The 19,217-nt window shown below is 33.2% G+C and carries 19 protein-coding genes; 11 read left to right on the top strand and 8 right to left on the bottom strand.

Annotation, left to right across the window (positions count from 1 at the left end):
• Positions 1–172: 172 nt before the first annotated feature.
• The 9 genes from Q0845_RS01470 to Q0845_RS01430 all read left to right on the top strand — a co-directional run bounded on the left by Q0845_RS01470 (position 173) and on the right by Q0845_RS01430 (position 8,822).
• Complete coding sequence (locus Q0845_RS01470; RefSeq protein ID WP_298508042.1) at positions 173–688, top strand: DUF4199 domain-containing protein; 516 nt, start codon at positions 173–175, stop codon at positions 686–688.
• A gap of 127 nt (positions 689–815) precedes the next feature.
• Entirely contained in the window at positions 816–1,331 is a 516-nt protein-coding gene (locus Q0845_RS01465) for a DUF4199 domain-containing protein (RefSeq protein WP_298508040.1), read from the top strand.
• A 25-nt stretch (positions 1,332–1,356) separates the two neighbouring features.
• The gene (locus tag Q0845_RS01460) at positions 1,357–1,743 is read left to right on the top strand and encodes a VOC family protein (RefSeq protein ID WP_298508038.1); all 387 of its coding nucleotides are present in this window, start codon (positions 1,357–1,359) and stop codon (positions 1,741–1,743) included.
• 60 nt (positions 1,744–1,803) lie between these two features.
• Entirely contained in the window at positions 1,804–2,706 is a 903-nt protein-coding gene (locus Q0845_RS01455; RefSeq protein WP_298508035.1) for a hypothetical protein, read from the top strand.
• Between the two features lie 88 nt (positions 2,707–2,794).
• Entirely contained in the window at positions 2,795–3,502 is a 708-nt protein-coding gene (locus Q0845_RS01450; protein ID WP_298508032.1) for a hypothetical protein, read from the top strand.
• Between the two features lie 71 nt (positions 3,503–3,573).
• Complete coding sequence (locus tag Q0845_RS01445) at positions 3,574–3,900, top strand: helix-turn-helix transcriptional regulator (RefSeq protein WP_298508028.1); 327 nt, start codon at positions 3,574–3,576, stop codon at positions 3,898–3,900.
• Positions 3,901–4,097: 197 nt separating this feature from the next.
• Positions 4,098–4,517, top strand: a complete 420-nt coding sequence (locus tag Q0845_RS01440) for an arsenate reductase ArsC (protein ID WP_298508024.1) — start codon at positions 4,098–4,100, stop codon at positions 4,515–4,517.
• 238 nt (positions 4,518–4,755) lie between these two features.
• Positions 4,756–8,091 carry a hypothetical protein gene (locus Q0845_RS01435; RefSeq protein ID WP_298508021.1) on the top strand — a complete coding sequence of 1,112 codons (3,336 nt, stop codon included), beginning with the start codon at positions 4,756–4,758 and terminating at the stop codon, positions 8,089–8,091.
• 179 nt (positions 8,092–8,270) lie between these two features.
• Entirely contained in the window at positions 8,271–8,822 is a 552-nt protein-coding gene (locus Q0845_RS01430) for a hypothetical protein (protein ID WP_298508018.1), read from the top strand.
• Between the two features lie 100 nt (positions 8,823–8,922).
• Here the strand turns inward: Q0845_RS01430 and Q0845_RS01425 are convergent, their stop codons facing one another.
• The 4 genes from Q0845_RS01425 to Q0845_RS01410 all read right to left on the bottom strand — a co-directional run bounded on the left by Q0845_RS01425 (position 8,923) and on the right by Q0845_RS01410 (position 12,822).
• Positions 8,923–9,744 carry a hypothetical protein gene (locus Q0845_RS01425; protein WP_298508015.1) on the bottom strand — a complete coding sequence of 274 codons (822 nt, stop codon included), beginning with the start codon at positions 9,742–9,744 and terminating at the stop codon, positions 8,923–8,925.
• Positions 9,745–10,151: 407 nt separating this feature from the next.
• Complete coding sequence (locus tag Q0845_RS01420; RefSeq protein ID WP_298508012.1) at positions 10,152–11,696, bottom strand: glycine--tRNA ligase; 1,545 nt, start codon at positions 11,694–11,696, stop codon at positions 10,152–10,154.
• A 36-nt stretch (positions 11,697–11,732) separates the two neighbouring features.
• Positions 11,733–12,287, bottom strand: a complete 555-nt coding sequence (locus Q0845_RS01415; RefSeq protein WP_298508008.1) for an rRNA adenine N-6-methyltransferase family protein — start codon at positions 12,285–12,287, stop codon at positions 11,733–11,735.
• A 133-nt stretch (positions 12,288–12,420) separates the two neighbouring features.
• Entirely contained in the window at positions 12,421–12,822 is a 402-nt protein-coding gene (locus Q0845_RS01410; protein ID WP_298508005.1) for a hypothetical protein, read from the bottom strand.
• Between the two features lie 50 nt (positions 12,823–12,872).
• Here Q0845_RS01410 and Q0845_RS01405 point away from each other — a divergent pair, with 50 nt between their 5' ends.
• Together Q0845_RS01405 and Q0845_RS01400 are read left to right on the top strand one after the other, a co-directional pair.
• Complete coding sequence (locus Q0845_RS01405; protein WP_367180633.1) at positions 12,873–13,562, top strand: ComF family protein; 690 nt, start codon at positions 12,873–12,875, stop codon at positions 13,560–13,562.
• Positions 13,563–13,622: 60 nt separating this feature from the next.
• A complete protein-coding gene (locus tag Q0845_RS01400; RefSeq protein ID WP_298508003.1) occupies positions 13,623–15,239 on the top strand; it encodes an Ig-like domain-containing protein in 1,617 nt (538 codons plus the stop codon).
• A gap of 200 nt (positions 15,240–15,439) precedes the next feature.
• Here the strand turns inward: Q0845_RS01400 and Q0845_RS01395 are convergent, their stop codons facing one another.
• From Q0845_RS01395 to Q0845_RS01380, 4 genes are all read right to left on the bottom strand, one after another.
• Positions 15,440–16,516 carry an AAA family ATPase gene (locus Q0845_RS01395; protein ID WP_298508000.1) on the bottom strand — a complete coding sequence of 359 codons (1,077 nt, stop codon included), beginning with the start codon at positions 16,514–16,516 and terminating at the stop codon, positions 15,440–15,442.
• 59 nt (positions 16,517–16,575) lie between these two features.
• A complete protein-coding gene (locus tag Q0845_RS01390) occupies positions 16,576–17,361 on the bottom strand; it encodes an amidohydrolase (protein ID WP_298507997.1) in 786 nt (261 codons plus the stop codon).
• A gap of 82 nt (positions 17,362–17,443) precedes the next feature.
• Complete coding sequence (locus Q0845_RS01385) at positions 17,444–18,148, bottom strand: LytTR family DNA-binding domain-containing protein (protein WP_298507993.1); 705 nt, start codon at positions 18,146–18,148, stop codon at positions 17,444–17,446.
• Between the two features lie 88 nt (positions 18,149–18,236).
• On the bottom strand, positions 18,237–19,205 hold the full coding sequence (locus Q0845_RS01380; protein ID WP_298507990.1) for a sensor histidine kinase: 969 nt from the start codon (positions 19,203–19,205) through the stop codon (positions 18,237–18,239).
• Positions 19,206–19,217 lie beyond the last annotated feature (12 nt).

Here is a 19,217-nt window from a genome sequence, read left to right as displayed (position 1 = left end):
AGATTGCATCTTCAAGCATCAAAAGATTGATGCGTTAGTTACAAAATATATAGTCATACTTGCTTTTTTCTAAAATTACTACCTTAGTATGAGCGAATTGGTACTTTCGTATGAGTACTATTTTCAGCATCTCACCTACTTTTGAATCAGTAATCATAAAAAATCGAACACAATGAAAACAACAATTAAAAAGTATGGCCTTTACGCATTAATCATCGCTTTATCACTTTTCTTTATTGCCTTATATTTTGGAAAAGGACTATCGTTTAAAGCACAAGAAGTCGTTGGTTATATCACCATGGTTGTATGTTTAATTCCTATATTTTTTGGAATCAAACATTACAGAGATCATGAAAATAATGGAGCCGTAAATTTCAAAGAAGGATTTATAATCGGGATTTCAATTGCCCTATGTGCCGCTATCGGTTTTGCTATTATTGACTATATTTTTGTAAGCTATATAAATCCTGATTTCCCAGAGCAATATTTGGCATATAGCATAGATAATATCAATGCTTCTGATTTAAGTGCAGAAGAAAAACTCAAAGAAATCACCTATGCAAAAGATATGATGCAACAATATGGAACGCCAGCTTTTGGTGCTTTATTAATGTTTGCGATGGTTTTTATTTTAGGCATCATCATCTCCATACTTTCTGCTTTTACATTACAACGAAAAAGTAGTTAAGATTTTAAAAGCAGTAAAAATTCCTTAAAATTAGTATTTTAGTACAAACAGAATTGGTACTTCTTCAAGAATACCATGTTCAGCATCTACGCTAATTTTAGGATACAAACTTTTAAATTTTACAATCATGAAAAATACAGTGCTCAAATACGGAATTTACAGTTTTATCTTAGCTTCCATTCTCTTTTCGTCAGCACTTTATTTTGGATATGCATTGGCTTTTAAAACACACGGAATCATTGGATATGCAACCATTACAGCATCCTTAGTTTTCGTATATTTTGGTGTAAAACATTATAAAAATCATGATCTTGATGGTGAAATCGATTTCAAAAAAGCATTCACTATTGGTTTTGGAATTGCGTCCTTTGCGGCGATTGCTTTTGCAGTGATTGATGCTATTTACATTTCAACCATTAATCCTGGTTTTTCACAAGACTATATTGCACATGAAATTGGCTTGTTGGAAACAGAAAAACTCACAGCAGCAGCAATGTATATTGAAAAAAAATCCATTGCGCTCCGTAGTGAAGTATTTGAAAGTGCCACAATCGTATTTTTTGTGACACTGATGATGGTATTGGTTGTAGGAACGGTTATTTCGCTACTTTCTGCATTAACATTACACAAAAAACAAGAATAACAAACAACAATTAAAAAACGAACAGATGAAAAATAGAGTAACAGGACTAGGTGGATTTTTCTTTAAAACAGAAGATCCCAAAGGATTAAAAAATTGGTATGGAAAACATTTAGGCTTACCTGTAGATGATTATGGATGTACTTTTTGGTGGAAAGATAAAGAAGGAAACGACTGTTCTACACAATGGAGTACATTTCCAAACGATACGAAGTATTTTCAGCCAAGTGAGAAACAGTTTATGATGAACTTTAGAGTAGAAAACTTAGTAGAACTTTTAGCCGTTTTAAAAGAAGAAGGCGTGACCATTGTTGGAGAAGTTGAAGAATACAGTTACGGAAAATTTGGTTGGATTGTAGATCCTGAAGGCAACAAAATTGAACTTTGGGAGCCCAATGACGAGGCTTTCAAATAATTTTAATGTAACTTGAAAACACAAAAGCCTACCTGATTTTTAAATCAACATCAATACATAATGAAGAAAATTTCACTTTTACTATTGTTAATCTGCACGGTGGGACAAGCGCAAATAGAAGAAACTATTAAAAAAGATATTTCTAAGCTTTCAAAAATCATTAACACAAAAAATGCACAAGGTTTTTATGACTTTCTATGTGATGCAAAAGATCTCAAAAAGTTATTTGCCGCAAGTGATGAAACCGATTATAATAAAATAAAGTTTCGCTACGGACAACATTTAGAAGCAACTCCTAAAAGTCTTTTTGATGAATTTGATAAAAAACTAAGCAAATATCCAAAACGTCCTAAACTCAAACCACATGTAGTTTTATATGAAAAAGCTAAAATGGAGGCTGAGAAGAAAACATTTATCACAATTTTCTTCAAAGATGGTAACGGTTCATTGTACAGTACAGAGCTCAAGAGTAAGAGAATTGACAATGAAATATTTTATGCTTACAAAGGAGAAGTGGAAAAGTTACAACAAAAAGGTATTGATAATTTTAATGAAAACATTAAACCATTATTACTCAACAATACAAGTAATTTTTCTATAATTACCTTTAACAAAGCAACTTCAACTACAAAAGAGAAAGCTTATCCTTATGCTATTCTAGATGAAAAACCCATTATTGAAAATAGAGTACAACTATCAGATTTTTCTAAAAAAGTACAAACGGAGGTCTTAAAAATTATTGATCCATCCAAAGAAAATAAAGGTCGAAATAGATGCATGGTACGTTTAATAGTCACAAAAGATAAACAACTCAAAAACATTAGAATTAGAGCTGCAACCAAAAGTTTAGAAGAGAATGTGTTAACCGTTCTTCAACAGCAAAAAGTTACCCAAGCTGGGAAAAAAGATGGAATTCCAGTAGATACAGAAGTGACACTTATACTCATGTTTACCATAAATTAGAGTTTAATATAGATACTTTTGACATTAAATAATGTAACAAAAACACGATCCTGTAAACTAATTAGATATCATCAAAAGAAAAACAGTCATGAGTGAAGACAACGATCAATTATCTAAAAAAACAGAAGACACAGCAGAAGTTCACAAAGCAAAAATAGTTAGAGATACAAAGGCAGAAGAAATTAGAGATGAAGTAAAAGATTCTTTAAATAACGTAAAGGAGAAAGCATCTGAATTTGCAGAAAAAGCCAAAGAAAAGGCTTCCGAGTTTGCAGAAGATGCTAAAGAAGCACTAGGCGGTGCCAAAGAAAAAGCAGCTGAGTTTGCCGAAGAAGCCAAAGAAAAGTTCTCCGAATTCTCCGAAAAAGCACAGGAAAAAGCAGCCGATTTTGCAGAAGATACCAAAGAAGCTTTTGGAGAAGCTAAAGAAAAAGTATCAGAGTTTGCCGAAGAAGCCAAGGAAAAGTTCTCAGAATTCTCTGAAAAAGCACAGGAAAAAGCAGCCGATTTTGCAGAAGACACCAAAGAAGCTTTTGGAGAAGCTAAAGAAAAAGCGTCTGAATTTGCAGATGAGACGAAAGAAAAATATGAAGAATACAAAGAAGTAGCGAAAGATAAATTTGCTGAAATTAGTGAAGAAGCCAAAGAAGTTTTGGAAGATGTAAAAGAGAAAGTAAGCGAATTTGCCGAAGGAGCAAGCGAACGTTTGGAAGAATTTAAAGAAGAGGCAAAAGAAACCTTAGAAGAAGCTTCTAAAAAAACAAAAACCTTCTTTCGAAACCTATTTGGAAAATAAAACATATCAAAAGCTAGAATTATTTCTAGCTTTTTTTATCTTTATTGTAATATCGCGTTACAACCTACGTTATGGGCATCACAAAAAATCACATCTTCGACGATTATCAAAATGAAACTGCTTTAATCACTAAAGTTTTAGGTCATCCTGCACGAATCGCCATTTTACAACACATTAGTAAACATGAATATTGCAATTGCAATGACTTGGTAAAAGCTACTGGATTAGCGCAACCTACCGTTTCTCAACATCTCTCCGAAATCAAGAGAATTCAGTTGCTCAAACAAAAACAACAAGGGAAGAATACGTTTTATGCAATCGATTTAGATTTACTGAATCAGTATCGTAGAAAAATCAATGATTTCTTTGTAAAAGTGCAAGTCAACTGCCAAAAATAATCCCACGTTATATATGTAATCATATCATCAGCATTATGTTAAATAATGTGTTTTTGCAAAAAAAGCGACTCATAATGGCTTTCTTCTGCTTACATTTGTTGACATAAGAACGTTAATTTTTAAACAATCATACACCAAATAGCCTAATATGTTTAAAAAGTGAACGACTTAATCAACCCTCACACCTACAAGAAATTATGAAAAATGTACTCATTCTTTGTACAGGTAACTCATGCCGTAGTCAAATGGCAGATGGTTACTTAGCACATTTTGCAAAAGAAAAAGCCACCATTTACAGTGCCGGAATAGAAACGCACGGCGTCAATCCAAAAGCTGTGGCCATTATGAAACAAGATGGTATTGATATCTCCCAGAATACATCTAATAATGTTTCAGAATACTTGGATATTGATTTTGATTTTATCATTACAGTCTGCGATCATGCACATGAAAATTGTCCATATATTCCAAGCGAAAACGCCAAACGCATTCACCAAAACTTTTCTGATCCTTCCAAAGTAACAGGCTCTGAAGTACAAATTTTTAATGCTTTTAAGAAAGCAAGAGTGCAAATTAAATCCTTTTGTGAAGATTTTGTAGCTGCCGAGCTCGATTAAAATACTCGTTAGTTCATGATTTAGGAACGAAAACATCAAAACTTTAGGAGTTAAATCGCCATATTGTTAAGAGAAAAGGATCGTTTCGACTAAAAAGCTTCTTTTCCTGCTAAAATTAAAATATTTTTGGTTGGAATTAGTTTAGTTGTAGATGAAGTCACTCTTTCTATTTTTTTGTATCGGCTTGTTTTTCACTGTACAGTTGCAGGGACAAACAGAAAATCGTCGTATCAAAAAAGTGGCTGTCAAAGATTCTATTGTTTTAGATTCTGTAAGCATCAATCCATTTCAGTTTCAAATCACAGATAAAAAAAATAAAAAAATCGATTCTACAGCGTACCGAATTGATTTTACAAAAGCGATTCTGTATTTGGATTTGGCTAAAATTAATACCGATTCCATTCGCGTAAGCTATACAAAATACCCGAAATTTTTAACCAAGAAATATACAGGTTTTGATAAAAATGTCATTGTTGAAAACCCAATTGATATTGATAAAATTGTTTCACTACGATCCAATAAAGAACCTAAGAACACACGTCTTTTTGATGGTTTGAATACTTCTGGAAGCATTTCGCGTGGTGTAACGGTTGGAAACAACCAAAACTCTGTGCTCAACTCTGAATTAGATTTACAGATTTCTGGAAAAATCTCTGAAAATGTGACACTTCGTGCGTCTATTCAAGATGCCAATATTCCGATTCAAGAAAGTGGATATTCGCAACGTTTGGATGAATTTGACCAAGTTTTTATTGAACTCGAAAGTAAAAACTGGAAAATACGCGCCGGAGATGTAAATCTGGAAAATACAACAACCGATTTTATGCGTTTTCAGAAAAAAGTACAAGGTGTTGGCATTACGGCAACCTTGCCTAGAGAAAATAGTAAAACGACAGTTTTTGCTTCTGGTGCCTTAGTGCGTGGTCGGTATACACAAAGTAGATTTCAAGGACAAGAAGGAAATCAAGGTCCGTATAAATTGACAGGTCCAAACGAAGAATTATTCATTTTAATTATTTCTGGAAGTGAAACCGTATATGTAAATGGATTGCCTGTAGAACGTGGAGAAAACAACGATTATATCATTGATTATAATGCTGGAGAAATAACATTTACGTCTCGTTATCCAATTACGTCAGAAATGCGTATTTCGGTAGAATATCAATTTACCGATAATAATTATACACGATTTGTAGCGTATGGCGGCGCGCAATATGAACATGAAAAGTTTAAAGTAGCGGGTTATATTTATTCTGAAAATGATTCTAAAAATCAGCCAATTCAGCAAAATTTATCGGAAGAACAAGTACAAATTTTACGTGATGCAGGAGACAACCAACAATTAATGTCTGCTCCTTCTGCGGTAGAACAAGTTTTTTCCGAAAATCGAATTTTGTACCGAAAAGAAACCATTGATGGCATGGAAGTGTTTGTGTTTTCTAACAATGCTGATGACACATTATTTGATGTTCGCTTTACACTTGTGGGCGATAATCAAGGAAATTATATCTTATCAAATACAGCTTCTAACGGACGTATTTATGAATATGTTTCGCCTATTGCTGGCGTTCCACAGGGAAATTACGAACCTATTATTCAACTAGTTTCACCTACAAAAACACAAGTCGCAGTGGTTAATGGCGCCTATACACCAAGTGAAAAAACAGATGTGCAATTTGAAGTTGGTGTTAGCAATAACGATCAAAATTTATTTTCGTCTTTGGATGATGATGACAATCAAGGGTTGGCAGCCAAAGTTCGTATTCGTCAGCAATTGTTAGACAAGAAATGGAAAGTACAAAGTTTTGCAGATTTCAATTATATCGATGAAAAATTCCAAACTATTGAACGCTTGTATTCTATTGAATTTAATCGTGATTGGAACTTAGATAATACGATCAATAACATAGGAAATCAGCAGTTTTTAAGCACAGGTTTAGACTTTTCTAACAAAGAAAATGGCACAGCTCAATATCGTTTTGAATATTTAGACTTTAAAAATAATGCTACTGGAAACCGACACGTATTGCAATCCAATTTAAAGTTTGGCAAACTACAATTACAGTCTAACGGAAGTTATTTAACCAACGAAACTGCTACGACAACTTCTGATTTTTTACGTTTGTTTGCACGTTCTGTATATAGTTTTGACAAAAGTTGGATTGGCGCTCGCGTAGATTTGGAAAGCAATGAACAAAAAGAAATTGCCTCTGAATCTTTTACACCTTTAAGCCAACGATTTAAAGCCTATACAGGATTTATTGGTGTTGGTGATAGCTTGAAAATTCATGCGGAAGTTGGTTATACTTATCGTGTGAATGATAGTTTACGCAACAACCTTTTGCAGCGTGTAAACACTTCAAACACGTACTTTTTAAAGTCGCGATTAATTCAGAATGAAAATACGCAACTGTCCTTATTTGTCAATTACAGAACTTTAAATCAGGAAGATGAAGACTTGGAAGACGAGCAATCATTGAATTCGCGTTTGGTATATCAGCAGCGATTGTTCAATAAAATTGTGACGTTGAATACCGTTTACGAAACCAATTCTGGAACGTTGCCGCAACAAGAATTTACCTATGTACAAGTAGATCAAGGACAAGGTGTGTACACTTGGAATGATTATAACGACAACGGCATTCAAGAATTAAACGAATTTGAACTCGCGCAATTTCCCGATGAAGCTATTTATGTACGAGTGTTACTACCAAATCAGGTTTTCATCAAAACTCATCAAAACAAATTTAGTCAAGTTGTTACCTTCAATCCAACACAGTGGAATACAAGCAATGCAAAAGGTTTCAAGAAATTTATATCGCATTTTTACAATCAAGCATCATTTTTAATAGATAGAAAGATTCGTCGTGAAAATGATAATTTCAATTTCAATCCGTTCGATAATGAAGAAGGTGACAATGTATTAGGCTTGAGTCAAACCTTGCGGAATGCGCTCTTTTTCAATCGTGGAAAGCAGAAATACACCACTTCGTACACGTATTTGAATGCCAAATCGAAAAACTTACTTTCTATAGGTTCACAGGAAAATATCAATACTTCTCATCAATTGCAGTTTACACATAAAATTGGCAAATTCTGGCTCACAGATCTTATTAGTAGTACTGGAAAAACAGAAAGTATCTCCGAGAACTTTCTAAATAAAAACTTCGAGATCAATCTTTTTAAAGTAGAACCAACACTTTCATACTTATTCAGTCGAAATAGTCGTTTTAGTGTGTTTTATAAATATGAGAATAAAGAAAATATTGTGGGTGATGCTGAAACCTTAACACAACAAAAAGTTGGTATTTCATTTGCGTATAGCAATCAGCAAAAAATTGCATTAAATGGTGAGTTTAATTACTTTCAGAATAACTTTTCAGGAAATGCTTTTTCGCCGGTCGGGTATCAAATGTTAGAAGGTTTGCAACCTGGCACCAACTTCACTTGGAATATTTTAATTCAGAAGAAATTGACCAAGTTTTTAGATTTAAATCTTTCTTATTTTGGTAGAAAAAGTGAAACTTCACAAACAATTCACACAGGAAACGTTCAATTAAAAGCATTTTTCTAGCAATTAGAAGATTCACATAAATCATTATCTTACAAATATTTACATACAACTTCACAATCACGAGTCGAACTTTATTTTAATTTATTCTAAATAAAAACGCAACCTTTTTAATTTTTCACATCTATTAGTGGTACAATTGTTGTTAAAGAAAGCAACATACAAGAACAAAACCGTTAATTATGAAAAACAACTTTACTATTAAATTACTCGTAGTATTCCTTTTTACAGGATTTTTAGCAAGCGCACAAGACATGAATTCAGACGACCAATTTGGCGTTGGTGATCGCAAAAGTGAAATCAAGTTAGACGTATTTGATGCCGCTTTTTTCTCTGCATTAGATGTTAGTTATGAGCGTGTAAACGACAGTTCTATCGGATATGGAGTTTCTGTTTTTGCAAACTTTAGAGATCCTAAAGAAGATAATGCTGCATACTATGAAAAATTTGCCGTGACACCATTTTTTAGATTCTATTTCTTTAATAAAGAAGATTTTGGAGCCAAAGGTTTATTTGCCGAAGTATTTTCAAAATTTGCTTCAGGTGACAATCCTGACAATTTGAATGAGGAATATTTTGATGCAGCTTTAGGATTAGCCATTGGAAAAAAATGGGTGAACAAAAGAGGCTTTATGCTAGAATTCTCACTTGGTGGCGGACGAAACTTAGGATTGGATGATAATTCTCCAGAATTCACTTTTAGAGGAGGAATTTCATTAGGATATAGATTTTAATCCAACACATTTAGATCGTTTATAAAAATAACAAAGCCTATTGACGTATCAATAGGCTTTGTATTATGATTAACCGTTTTTTCTAAAAATATTTAAAAGTCTACCAAGCGTATCCTTTTATTGAAGAAACTTGATCGTTCCAACTTCTCCACCATCTAAGTCTGTACCATTTTAAGTTTCTAATTCCAAATCCGTAGTTACCTGGACCTGCATAGAATCCGATAGCTCTTCCATTGAAACAAGAGTGCTCATATAAAATAGTATATACTCTTTGGTAGTAAGGCTTCAATGAAATCAATGAAGACATTTGATCATTGTACGTAGATCCAACCCAATGATTCCAGAAGTAACGACGATTTGTTCTTCTTAAGCCTGTCATTTCAGTACTGTAGTATGCATGCTTGTAGAAATAGAAATTACCATTTCCAGCTCCACTAAAACTAATACATGGTCCTTCTGCTCCAGCAACTTGGTCACTTCCTTCCGTAGACGGAATACGAGTTTCTGCAAGACGCTCTACATCAGATTCCATTTCCTCAACAGAATCATATAATTTAACCTCTATTACTACTTCACTTGGTGCAGCAGCATCAGCGTTCGATTCTGAATACTCTTCAAGGTCTGTATATAAAACAGCTTGTGGTTCTCGGTCTGCCGAAACAAGACTTTGAGCTCGCTCTAAATCTCCAGAAGTATCTAATACTTCCCCAGATTCATTATTTAAAGTGTAAACGATACTAAAACTTTCTCCATTGTAAGTATAATTGTGTTTTACATTTGTTATACTTTCTTGACTTGCTCGCTTTGCTATTTCAGCATCTGCTTGCTCCTCTGGGATTTCGCTTACCGAGTCAGTTTGACAACTCGTAATTGTTAAGGCTGCTATTAAAAGCATTCCTAAATACATTTTGATTTTTTTCATTATTAATATGATTTAATGGTTAAAAAAGGATTTACCCTAAACCCTTCTGTAATCATGTTGCAACAAAATCACACCGCTAATTAATAGTATAATTATTACAATAAAAAACATCTATTTATTACATTTATAAATACACAACATGGCTTTTATAAATACAGCTATCATTTATGGAGCCTTCTTCCAGACGCTAATCAATTGTTTTTCAGCAATATAAATATCACATCTTAATGCAAATTCTAACCCACATAGTTTTTTGTAAATAGAAACTTACAAAAATATTAGGCAAATAGGTAAAAAGTATTGATGAGAGTGGAAAATCTTATTGGCCGAAGTAATTTTCAGAAAATAGTGCATAAAAAAAAGCAATACGAGTTGTATTGCTTTTTCTATATTTTTAGTTGTGTATGCTACATGTTCATCAACCATGTACGCATATCAACTTCTTTGCTGATAATACTACGTATATCTTCTATTTTTACACGTTGTTGTTCCATCGTATCTCTATGACGAATGGTAACGGTATTGTCTTCTAACGTCTCATGATCAATAGTAATACAGAATGGCGTTCCCGCTGCATCTTGTCTACGGTAACGACGTCCAATTGAATCTTTACCTTCTTCATAAGCTACATTAAAATCCCATTTTAAATCATCCATAATTTTACGGGCAACTTCTGGCAAACCATCTTTTTCTACTAAAGGTAAAACGGCTGCTTTAGTTGGTGCTAAAACGACTGGTAAACGCAATACTGTTCGTGTAGTTCCGTCTGGCAATGTTTCTTCTACTAAAGAGTTTGAGAAAACTGCCAAAAACATACGATCTAAACCTATGGAAGTTTCCACTACATATGGAGTATAGTGTTCTTTACTTTCATTGTCATAATATTTCAATTTTTTTCCAGAGAATTCTTCGTGCTGACTTAAATCGAAGTCCGTACGTGAATGAATTCCTTCCAATTCTTTGAAACCAAACGGGAAATTAAATTCAATATCTGCAGCTGCATCTGCATAATGTGCTAGTTTATCGTGATCGTGAAAACGGTAATTCTCTTCACCCATTCCTAATGACAAGTGCCATTTTAAACGGTTTTCTTTCCATTTCTCATACCATTCTTTTTGCGTTCCTGGTTTTACAAAGAATTGCATTTCCATTTGTTCAAACTCACGTTGTCTAAAGATAAACTGACGTGCTACAATTTCATTACGAAATGCTTTTCCTGTTTGTGCAATTCCGAACGGAATTTTCATTCGACCTGTTTTTTGCACATTCAAGAAATTCACAAAAATACCTTGTGCCGTTTCTGGTCGTAAATATACTTTGGTTGAACTATCTGCGGAAGCACCTAATTGCGTACCAAACATTAAGTTGAACTGCTTCACTTCTGTCCAATTCTTTGAACCAGAAACTGGATCTACAATTCCTAAATCTTCAATAAGCTGCTTGAATCCTTCTAAATCATTTTCTTCCTGAACACGTGCCAGTTCGTTGCTTATTTCATCAATTTGCTTTTGTCTGCGTAGCACATTTTGATTCGTAGAGCGAAATTCTTCTTCATTAAAAGCATCTCCAAAACGTTTTTTAGCTTTTGTGATGTCTTTATTTATTTTTTGAACAATTTTTTCTCTGTGATCTTCTACCAGTACATCGGCGCGGTAACGCTTCTTTGAATCTTTGTTATCAATAAGAGGATCATTAAACGCATCTACATGGCCCGAAGCTTTCCAAGTCGTTGGATGCATTAAAATTGCAGCATCAATTCCTACAATATTCTCATGCATTTGCACCATTGCTTTCCACCAATAGTCGCGTATATTCTTCTTTAACTCTGCTCCATTTTGAGCATAATCGTATACTGCACTTAACCCGTCATAAATTTCACTCGACTGAAATATATAACCGTACTCTTTTGCGTGCGATACTACTTTCTTAAATTGGTCATCTTGTTTTGCCATGCCGCAAATATAAAACGTTTGTATATGAGCTACAAGCTATTTTTTAGCGTTGTAAACAAAAGCAGGCGGAATGTTGAAAAGTTCGAACGATAACTTGACTTTATCATTGAAAACTTTCTTGAGTTTTTTGTAGTATGTAAGACTGTATTGGAATTGAACAAACAAGCCATTATCAATCATAGCATCGTAAGCATTTTTTAAAATACGATCGCTAATTTCAGTAGGAATATTGGTAAATGGTAAGCTAGAAACGACACAATCTGCCTTGTTAAAACCGTGTTTTTGCAAAACTTCTGCGATGTCTTCGGCAGATACTTTTTCAATAATAAGTTGTGAATGCTTTATTTTTTCTAGGGATTGAAAAAACCTTTCGTTGATTTCGAAAGCAATTAACTTGGTTTGCGGTTGTATTCTTTTTAAAATTTCTTTGGTGATGATTCCATTTCCAGGGCCAAACTCGACAATTACTTTTACATTATCAAAATCTATGTTTTTCACCATTCGTCTCGTTAAAAAACGTGAGCTAGGAACAATTGTTCCTGAGGTTTTAATGTCGCGTATAGCTTCTCTGAAAAATTTTAACCGATCCAATCGAGGAAATTTTAATACTTAGTGTTCGTTTTTAGAATATACCGCGAAGTAAAGAAATTATTCAGAGAATAAGATGTTTTTTGTGTGAATCTTTTACTTTTTCACAGTCTAATTGAAAATATGTTGGTGATGATTAAAAACTAGTATTCATTTTGGTTGGCGACATGCCATCGTGAAGTTTTTGCTGCAAATGAAGGTTGCTTTTTCGCAGTGCTAACATTTTTTTTCTGTATTCTGTAATAGAATTATAATCAAGTACCGTATGTTCTATATTATCGAGCAGTTCTTTTGCTTTTGCTTTTTCTGAGTTTACTTCTGCAGAATTTAATTTGTGTTCTTTCAATAAGTGATCGCAATTCTTAATGATTTCCTTCAATTCTTCTTTTACAAGCGATTTCTCATTATCTAAGTACTCATTTTTCTCTTTATTGTTATTGTTTTGGTTGTACACGGAAATACAGACCATAGATACAGTCATTGCAGCAAGTGCAATTAATAGTATTTTTTGAATTGTATCTTTTGTGGCTCCACTCATAAAAAAGTAGTACTTTTAAATCAAAAATGTTAAAATTTTAACGTTTAAGTGTGGCAAATATATTAAATAATATTCTTTCTTCCTTCTTTCCAACAACTTGCTTGGCCTGTTCTGACAAATTGATGCATCAAGAACAGCATATTTGTACGAAATGTTTGCATAATTTACCCTTTACAGAATTTCATAAACATACAGAAAATCCTGTAATACATACATTTTATGGTCGGGTTCAAATTGAAAATGCAACAGCTTTGCTTCACTACAAGAAAAATGGAATAGTACAACAACTCATACATCAATTAAAATATAAAGGCAGACAAGAAATTGGCGATTTTCTAGGAAAAATGCTTGGTGAAAGACTTACGCAAGAGACTGCATACACTGATATTGACTACATCATTCCTGTTCCATTACACAAGAAACGATTGCGTACACGCGGATACAATCAAGTAACCACTTTTGGGAAACAACTTGCCATGCATTTGGACGCTGAATATGCCGCAGACATTCTAATTAAAGTAAATAATATAAAGACACAGGCTTTTAAAAAACGTGCTGCTCGTTGGTTAACTGCACAACATTCTTTTGAAGTTACAGATATCACAAAATTAGCTGGAAAACACATTTTATTAGTAGACGATATTATTACCACAGGAGCCACCTTGGAAGCTTGTGCATTAGCGCTTCAAAAAATACCAAATATTAAAATTAGTGTAGCAACTATGTCAATAGCAAGTTAAAACGTTCGTCAGTACCAAAAATAATTAGTTTATTTGTAGCGCATTATTTTATATCAGTTAATGAAACAACGTTTTATATATTTTTCTTTGGTGACTTTGATTCTTTTATCATTGTTCAATTGCGCCAAGCGTGGTTTTCCAACAGGCGGCGAACCTGATAAAACTCCACCAAAAATGGTGAAGGCACAACCTGAAGAATTCAGCACAAATTTTGACGAAAAACGAATTCGTATTTATTTTGACGAATATATTAAAGTCAAAAATATTCAGAAACAGTTGATTATTTCTCCGCCAATCAAAGAAGGTGGTTATGTTATATTCCCGCAAGGAAGTTCTAGTAAGTATATTGATATTCAAATTCTTGATACGCTTCAACCCAATACAACCTATTCGTTTAATTTTGGACAAAGTATTGTTGATAATAACGAGGAAAATCCATACGATTATTTTAAGTATGTATTTTCAACAGGCTCGTATATTGACTCTTTAGAAGTTACTGGAACCATCAAAGATGCATTGGATAGAAAACCAGAAAAATTCGTTTCTGTAATGTTGTATGAGATTGATTCTACGTATAATGACTCTACTATATATAAAAAGACGCCAACCTATATTACCAATACTTTAGATAGTTTGACAGAGTTTAAGCTTTCTAATTTACGTGCAGGAAAATATAAAATGGTGGCACTTAAGGATAAAGCCAGCAACTATTTTTTCGATCCGTTAACGGACAAAATTGGGTATGTTGAACAAGAAGTTACTGTGCCAACAGATTCGTTTTATACGATTACTTTGTTTAAGGAAATTCCAGCATTTAAAGCAACGCGTCCGGCACAAATTTCTAAAAATATGATTGCTTTTGGACACGAAGGACCTGTAGATAGTATGAAAGTTACCATCAACTCTGAAGTTCCTGAGAATTTTAAATTCAAAACAACACGTCATCCAGAAAAAGATACCTTGCGTTATTGGTTTGAAAATTTAAAACCTGAAACCGATTCGTTATTATTTACGGTTTCCAAAGGCGCTTATACTCAAGATTTTACTGTTAAGATCAAAGACATGGAAAAAGATTCTATGAATTTATCTGTGAATTACCGAGGAAATATTCCGCCAAACGGCGATTTCAAAATAGCGTCGAACACGCCCATTACGGCCATTGATGAAAATACAATTTCCATTCAAAATAAAGATTCTATTCCTGTAAAGTTTACAACCAAGCTGAATGAAAAGAATAATAGTTTGGATGTGTTTTTTGATAAGAAAGAAAATCAACAATACAGTATTCAAATATTACCAAAAGCAATTACCGATTTTTATGGTGAAGTAAATGATACATTGAATTACAAATTAATTACCAAAGAAAATAAAGATTACGGAAACATTCAACTTACGTATAATGGTCCAGAATACCCTGTATTGATTCAAGTTGTTAATGAAAAGCTCGAATTGATTGCTGAACAATACGCTACGGAGCCAAAAGCTTCTTATAACTTTCCTTATATCGATCCGCAATTTGTGTATTTCCGTGTGATCTATGACACGAATAAAAACGGAAAATGGGATACTGGAAATTATCTAAAAAACATACAACCGGAAACTGTAAAATACTTCCCGAAAAAAGTGGAAATTAGAGCCAATTGGGATGTTATAGAAGATTTGAAGAATTTGAAATAGTGTATGTGAGTTCGAGTATTATCGTAGACACAAAGCGTAGCTCACGAGAACTCTAGAAAAACTAAATTTTCAATTGAATCTCGACTGCGCTCGATTTGACACTCATTGTAAACTTTTGCAAACTAAACATATAACATAATAGCTATCTCAAACTTACGTTAAAGCAACAAACACGCTTTAACGTTTATAAGAATATAAAATTAAAATCCTATCGGTCTTTTTTCTGTCGGTTTGAAACTTCTATTTTGATAGTTAAAAATATCTGCTAAGGTCAATGGTTTGTCTGTTGCTTCATGCTCAAGCTTGCTGAGCAACATGTTTGCTTTTTCTTTTTCAAGTGCTTTAAATTCATAATAGGCAATCATACGTCCTTTTCGCAACAAAGCAGTATCAATCTTATTCATACTTGTGTTGAATGTACAAATAATTTTTATGTTTAAATAATCACTAAAAAGTCCGTCTGTAAGTTGTAAAATGGTAGAAACCACAGAGTTTTCATTCTTTTGTTCTCTACTTGTCAACACTTTTTCTGCATCTTCAATAATTAAGATAGAGTTTTGATTTTTTAGTAAGAATGAAATAAAATCAGGATGTAGTAACTCATTGACAAACTCGTTCTGAATAAAGATAAAGTTCTTTGTAGGATGTTTGGTAATGAGACTTTTTATATACGATGTTTTCCCCGTTCCAGGAACTCCGTGCAATAAAATAAGTCCTGCTTTTTCAACCGCTAACGACGCTTCAATAGTTTCATTTACAGGAATAAAATCATCGTTATACATGGTTTTAATATCACAATCAAAATCTGCCGTTCGCACATCTTCCGTAAAAAAGCTATTTCTGTCTCTTGATAATACTTTGAATACAGACTTTCGATCCAATCCAAAAGTAGTTCTTAAGGTATGATTGGCTTCAATAACCCATTTTTCAAGTGCTTCATCCAAATTATCATAATAAAACTCAACATTGAGCTCATGATGTTCTAATGCAATCCAAACAAGCAGTTTTTTTGAAGTGCTTTTTAGAAAGTATTGATATGGAAAATCTTTAGAAAAATCGGCATTTTTAGCATCTTCTGTATTCCAACTTTTAAAAACAACTTCTAAATCATGCGACTCAAGGTCAATGGTTTCAATAGCCGTTTCTATGTTCTTTTTAGTTTCTTCAAGTGGTGTTTTAAAGCTCAGAATAGAAGCTATTTTATCAAAACATATAATGTAATACGAGTTCTTGTCGAAATCACCATACATGTCAAACGAGTCAATTAATTCCGCCATGAGTGTTTTTTTAAATTAAAATTTTAATGATCTGTTGAATGTTGGTTTCTGTTGATTTCTTATGAATGTAGCGTAAACGCATCTTTATCATTCAAGAATTTCAGCTTGTTTCTATACGTAGCTATATGTTCTTTGGTTAAAGTTACAATTGCTGTTTCTTCTTTGTTTGGAGCAATATTGGTGAGTTGTTTTCCTAATACATCATACGCTGCTGAATGTCCGCAGTATTCCAAAGAATTTGCATCGAGTCCTACTCTATTCACACCAATACAATAGCTCATATTTTCAATGGCGCGTGCTTCTAACAATGCATCCCAAGCGCTAACACGAGGTTTTGGCCAATTGGCAACATATAACAATACGTCATAATCTTCTACATTTCGTGCCCAAACAGGGAAACGCAAATCATAACAAATAAGCGAGCAAATTTTCCAGCCTTTATAATGAATGATTGTTTTCTCAGTTCCAGCTTTGTATACGGTATGTTCGCCTGCTAATGTAAACGTATGCTTTTTGTCATAGGTTTCAATGACTCCAGAAGGTTGTACAAATACCGAACGATTGTAATGATTTCCATTTTCTGAAATAACCAAACTTCCTGTAATAGCCGCATTTTTAGCTTTCGCTAGTTTTTGTAACCAAGCAATACTTTCTCCATCCATCGTTTCTGCTACAGCTTCCGGATTCATCGTAAAGCCAGAAGTAAACATTTCGGGCAATACAATAATATCAACAGCTTCTGTAATGGCATTTATTTTTTCTGACAATTGCGCTCGATTTTGCACAGGATGTTCCCAGATGAGATTGGTTTGGACAAGTGCTACTTTTAGTTCTTGGCTTTCCATGAGTTGTGTAGGTATTGTTGGTAAATGATGTCTGTTTCTTCAACATAATTGTATTGAAAAAACAGCAGTGTAAAGTTACCACTTATTTTCCATGAATATCCAATACTTCAAAAAGTTTTGCTTTAAAGGTCCTGCCAATAGGAATACGCTTGTCGTGAATGTAGACTTCATTTCCAGAGATTTTATCGACGTGATCTTTATTGATTACAAAAGATTTGTGAATTTGAATGAATTGTTGCTCAGGCAGTTTCTCTTTCCAGGTACGCAAAGTTCCAATGAACGATAGTTTTTGTTGTTTGCTAACTAAAGTCAAATAATTGCGCTCTGATTCGACATAAAATATTTCTTGAAACTGAATTTTATGAAACGTCTTATCTACATTTAAGAACAAGGTGTCTGAACTTGGTTTTTCCACTTCTTTTTCAACAATTTTAGTTTGAATTCGTTGTGTTTTTTGAATGGCTTTTAGGAAACGTTCCAAAGAAAAAGGCTTGACCAAATAGTCAATAATCGTTTCAAATTCAAAGCTTTCCACAGCATAATCAGGATATGCAGTCGTCATAATAATTGTTGGCGGATTTTTAAGCGTTCGCAAAAAACTCAAACCCGAAATATCAGGCAAATTGATATCTAAAAAAATCAAATCAATTGGTTCCGCATTCAGTATATCGTAAGCATTTAAAGCAGCATTAAACGTTCCTACCAACTCCAAATACGATACTTTGTCAATATAACTTTTGAGAATACGTTGCGCAGGAATTTCATCTTCTATAATGATACAGTTCATCAGTTTGTAGTTATTATTTTTTATCTGTCAGATGGAACATCCAAAATAACCATTTATAATATATGATTAAAATTTAATAATGGATGTTTCATGTCAATTGTAGTTTTAGGGTTACGCAATACATTCCTTTCGTAGTAATATTTAATTCGTATTTATCTTTATAAATCAATTCCAAGCGTTTCTGTAGGTTTTGCAATCCTATTTGGTCGCTGCTAATAGCTTTTGTTGCATCAAATTCATTTGTACAAACACATGTTAACACATCATTTTCCACTGCAATATTGATCTCTATATTGGTATTCATGGTACTGTGTTTAAATGCATTTTCAATCATCGTAATGAGCAACAAAGGCGCAATTGTATAATTGTATTGAAAGATATTTTTTTGGTAGGTAATTGTTTTAATGCCTTCCGTTCGAATTTCTTGAAATTTAATATAATTATCTATAAATGTAAGCTCTTTTTCAAGCGGAACAAAGGTTGCATTGCTTTCATACAACACATGTTTTAAATTATTAGACAACATTAAAATCAACTCAGGAACTTGTACCGGTTTTTCTAATGAATACGAATAGATTGTATTTAAATTGTTGAACAATACATGCGGATTTATCTGTGATTTCAAGAATTTCAACTCCATTTCTGTATGTTTCTGCTTGATACTTTCTACTTCATCTTTCTTTTCTAAATAGCGAAACAACATCCAAATAAAGGAGAAAAAGATAATTGGCACAATCGTTTGCCACACATAATCTGATAAGCATTTTGCAACGCTGCAACCACATTCTGCAAAGACATTACAATACAATTGTGTTGCCAAAAAACTGATGGCGGTAATGATTAAAATATAGATAGTATACCATTTTTTCTTCTCAAAAAAAGGCAACAAGACAAAATCGTTTGTATATACGATGATGACTAAAATGGATAAATATTGTAGAAACGGATTTTCGGTCCAATAATAATCTGAAAAGTAAAATAGAGAGACAAATATGAACAATGCCCAAAACAGAATGTGAATCAGGATTTTAGAGATTTTGTAGTTGAAAAAGTTCATTTCCTCTTTTTT

The organism is uncultured Kordia sp., from assembly GCF_947489565.1.
Classification (GTDB): Bacteria; Bacteroidota; Bacteroidia; order Flavobacteriales; family Flavobacteriaceae; genus Kordia.
The sequence above is the reverse complement of the archived record's forward strand: the minus strand, read 5'-3'. Positions and strand labels throughout refer to the sequence as shown.

What these genes read in the sequence shown, in the direction of transcription:
- Q0845_RS01470 (WP_298508042.1), top strand. Translation starts at nt 173, where the DNA reads ATGAAAACAACAATTAAAAAGTATGGCCTTTACGCATTAATCATCGCT.
- Q0845_RS01465 (WP_298508040.1), top strand. Translation starts at nt 816, where the DNA reads ATGAAAAATACAGTGCTCAAATACGGAATTTACAGTTTTATCTTAGCT.
- Q0845_RS01460 (WP_298508038.1), top strand. Translation starts at nt 1,357, where the DNA reads ATGAAAAATAGAGTAACAGGACTAGGTGGATTTTTCTTTAAAACAGAA.
- Q0845_RS01455 (WP_298508035.1), top strand. Translation starts at nt 1,804, where the DNA reads ATGAAGAAAATTTCACTTTTACTATTGTTAATCTGCACGGTGGGACAA.
- Q0845_RS01450 (WP_298508032.1), top strand. Translation starts at nt 2,795, where the DNA reads ATGAGTGAAGACAACGATCAATTATCTAAAAAAACAGAAGACACAGCA.
- Q0845_RS01445 (WP_298508028.1), top strand. Translation starts at nt 3,574, where the DNA reads ATGGGCATCACAAAAAATCACATCTTCGACGATTATCAAAATGAAACT.
- Q0845_RS01440 (WP_298508024.1), top strand. Translation starts at nt 4,098, where the DNA reads ATGAAAAATGTACTCATTCTTTGTACAGGTAACTCATGCCGTAGTCAA.
- Q0845_RS01430 (WP_298508018.1), top strand. Translation starts at nt 8,271, where the DNA reads ATGAAAAACAACTTTACTATTAAATTACTCGTAGTATTCCTTTTTACA.
- Q0845_RS01425 (WP_298508015.1), bottom strand. Translation starts at nt 9,744, where the DNA reads ATGAAAAAAATCAAAATGTATTTAGGAATGCTTTTAATAGCAGCCTTA.
- Q0845_RS01420 (WP_298508012.1), bottom strand. Translation starts at nt 11,696, where the DNA reads ATGGCAAAACAAGATGACCAATTTAAGAAAGTAGTATCGCACGCAAAA.
- Q0845_RS01410 (WP_298508005.1), bottom strand. Translation starts at nt 12,822, where the DNA reads ATGAGTGGAGCCACAAAAGATACAATTCAAAAAATACTATTAATTGCA.
- Q0845_RS01400 (WP_298508003.1), top strand. Translation starts at nt 13,623, where the DNA reads ATGAAACAACGTTTTATATATTTTTCTTTGGTGACTTTGATTCTTTTA.
- Q0845_RS01395 (WP_298508000.1), bottom strand. Translation starts at nt 16,516, where the DNA reads ATGGCGGAATTAATTGACTCGTTTGACATGTATGGTGATTTCGACAAG.
- Q0845_RS01390 (WP_298507997.1), bottom strand. Translation starts at nt 17,361, where the DNA reads ATGGAAAGCCAAGAACTAAAAGTAGCACTTGTCCAAACCAATCTCATC.
- Q0845_RS01385 (WP_298507993.1), bottom strand. Translation starts at nt 18,148, where the DNA reads ATGAACTGTATCATTATAGAAGATGAAATTCCTGCGCAACGTATTCTC.
- Q0845_RS01380 (WP_298507990.1), bottom strand. Translation starts at nt 19,205, where the DNA reads ATGAACTTTTTCAACTACAAAATCTCTAAAATCCTGATTCACATTCTG.